The following is a 3,169-nucleotide window of genomic DNA, read 5'->3' on the forward strand; positions in this document are numbered from 1 at the left end:
GTCGTGGCGAGCACGGCGGGGCCCGTGCGGCCCCCGGGCACGAGGAGGACGGCCACCAGCAGCCCGAGCGCGGCGGCGGGCAGGACGACCACGGCCGTCTCCGCCAGCAACCGGCCGCCGATGCCTCTCAGCGAGCCGCCACGAGCCCGTACTAGCACCAGTTCGGTGTGACGGCGGCGCGCGGACAGGCCGCCGGCCAGCGCCAGGACCACTACCGCGACCGTACCGATCCCGACGGCCGCGACGGCGACCACAGGGGTGATCGCCGAGCGCAGCGACGCGTACGAGTGGAGGATGTCGTCCAGGTCGGTGTCCAGGGACGCGTTGGTCCCGGCGGCCGACCTCAGACGCGACAGGGCCGGTCCGTCCTGGAGCGAGGCGATGCGCTCCGACAGCGCGCCCACCTGCGGTCCGGTGAGCCGGCTCGTGTCCGGCGCGACCCGCCAGTAACGCTCGGGCTCACCCGCCGTCCCCAGCAGGGCGGGGGCCGCCTCGGGGGCGAGCAACAGCGCCGCCTCCCAGTAGAATTGCGGTGGTTTGGCACCCGTGCTGCTGAGGTGCGGCGTCCGCAGCAGACTGTCCGCCGTCCAGTAACTCCCGGACGGCCGGACCGGGTCGACGACGCCACTGATCCGGACGGTGAGGGTGGGGCTGCCCGCCCTCCCGACGTGCAGCACCGTGCCGACGGAGAGGCGCAGTGTGGTCGCCGTCGCCGACGACACCGCCGCCTCCACGTTTCTCGTCGCCGCGGTCACCCGCCCGTCAGCGGTGGGCAGTCGGCCACGGCGCACGGTGGAGTGGCCGGCCAGACCGGCCTGCGCGGCCAGGGCGAACTGCGGGGGCAGTCCGTCGTGGCGCGGCAGCCAGGGGTCGTTCCCGATCAGGGTCCTGCCGGTCCGTACCCCACGGGCGGACTGCCCCGTGTCCGCGCGGAGCGGATCGGCGAGCAGGCCGGACACCTCGCGCTGTACGGCGTCCACCCCGCCCGGCCGCAGCTTGTCCTCCCGTGCGGACAGGGGGAGTTCGAAGGAACGCTCGGGCGAGCGGAAGTCCAGCACCCGGCGCTCGGGCGTCGCCTCGGCGACGGCCGCGCGCAGCCCCCGGGTCTCGTACGTGTCCACGGTGCGGGGGAAGGCGGCGGCGAGGAACGCGGTCAGGACGACAAGCAGGCCGAGGACAAGGGCCGTTCCGGGCGCGGTGCGCAGCCGGGTCCTGACCCAGGGCGCGACAGGCCGCTCACGGCGGACGCCGTCGCGTCTCCCCTGGTGTTCGTCCCTTTTCTTGTCACGTTTTTTGTCACGCGGACGGCCGGTCATGTCAGTTCGCCCCCCGGAGGCGCGGTGTCACGGCGGGGTCGGCCGCGCGGGCGGCGGCGACGGCGACGGTCAGCAGGGGCACGGCGGCGACCCCCGCGATCAGCAGAGCCACCTGGGGGAGCGGCAGTTCGACCAGCACGGGCGGCAGGGGAGCGGTGGCGCGGCTCGTCAGGACGATGAGCGGGACCACCGTCCTGGTCAGGGCGGCGCCCAGGATCAGCCCCACCAGCAAGGCGATGCAGATCAGCACACCGTGCTCGGCGGCGACCGCCACCACCAGCTTGCGCCGCGGTGTGCCCAGGGCGTGCAGGACGGCCAGTTCCGCCGAACGCTCCCGCAGTGTGCCCACCACCGTGACGGCGAATCCCACCGCGGCGAGCGCGGCGGCGGCCACGGCGACGGCGAGCAGCGCGGCGTAGGGCCCGGCACCCAGCGGGTCGTCGAACAGCTCGGCGGCGGCCTCGTCACGGACCAGCACATCCGCCGGGTCGACGTCGGGACCGGCGCGGAGCGCCTTCGCGACCTGCCCGGCGGCGCCGGGGTCCGTGCTGAGCCACCACTCGTTGGGCACGAGCGAGCCGCCGTCCCGTTGCGCGAGCACCTCGTTGACGGTACGGAGATCGAGCAGCAAGGACCCGCCGTTCGCGCTCTTCCCGGCCTCCGACGGCTCCTCCGCGCCGGAGGACGCTCCCGCCTCGTCCGGAGCGGTGGTGGGGAGCTGCCGCACCGCGCGCAGAGGGCCGACCTGGATCCGCTCGCCCGCCAGGGTCACGTCGACGCGCTGCCCCTCCTCGGCCCCGGTCGCGCGCAGGAACCCGTCCGTGGCGATTCCCGGTACCAGTTGGGGGACGGGTGACCGTACGGCGTCGACCCGCAGCTCCAGGCTCTCGGCCGGCGGGTACGGGGTGTCCGCGCCCACGCTCGAACGGAGCTGGTACGCAACGGACAGGGGCGCCGTACCGGCCGCGGCGGGCCGCAGCGCCACCGGCTTGCCCGCCACCGCGTCCTGCGTGGTCGTACCGGAACCCCGCCAGCGAAGTCCCGCCGGGACAGGGACGGTTCGGGCCGCGCCCGCCCGGTCGGTGACTCCGATCCGTACGACATCGAGCCGCTGACCGCTCCGCGCGCCGGGAGGCACCGGTCCGTCCACGTGAAGACCGGTGAGGGTCAACGCGCCGTGGAAGGAGCCGTGTTCGGGGCCGTCGCCCAGGTCGAGGGAGAGGGGACGGACGCGGCCGTCGGCGGACATCTCCCCGGCGGGCAGGCGGTAGAGGAGGCCGTACCCGTCCTCGACGAGGACCGTGACCCTGGGCACGAAGGGGGTCAGGGCACCCGCCCGGGCAGTGCTGTCCCGGCCGGTGCCGTCCTGGCCGATCCTGACATCGAGGGTGAGCCGGCGTGCGTCAGCGGGCAGAGGGATGCCGGGGCGCGGTGTGTCCCGGGGCCGGAGCGGTGTGAGCAGCCGCCCCGCCCCCTCCTCGGTCAGGTCGTCCCGCAGGAGCAACCGGTCGCGCGCGTCCTCGGTGTCCAGTGCCAGCACGGTGGCGGTGCGGCCGTCCGACAGGGCCGTGGTCGTACGGTGGGCGGGCGCCGCCGCCCGTACCCCCGGCAACGCGGCGTAGCGTCCGGCCTCCCCGGGCGTGCCGCCCTGGTGGGACAGGACCCGGACCGACGTGCCCGCGCCGAAGTCCGCCTGGTCGTGCTGCGACCGCTCCCACGAGGCGTTCTGGCCGATCGCCAGCATCCCCGTCGCCACCGCCAGGACCAGCAGCAGCACCGACCCCGCGCTGCCCAGCAACCGGCGGCTGAACTGCCAGCCCGCCAGCGCCGCCGACAGCCCGCGCCCGCGTGCC

At 75.3% G+C, this 3,169-nt stretch carries 1 protein-coding gene and 1 pseudogene; both read right to left on the reverse strand.

Translation table 11 applies throughout. The features are described from left to right. Nucleotides 1-1,316: pseudogene (locus GT042_RS26405) on the reverse strand (ABC transporter permease); the annotation flags it as partial. 1 nt (nt 1,317) lies between these two features. Next, on the reverse strand, nt 1,318-3,169 hold a 1,852-nt coding region (locus GT042_RS26410), incomplete at its 5' end, for an ABC transporter permease (protein WP_161311233.1).

Origin of the sequence: Streptomyces sp. SID3212 (assembly GCF_009865405.1) — a bacterium.
Lineage (GTDB): Bacteria > Actinomycetota > Actinomycetes > Streptomycetales > Streptomycetaceae > Streptomyces.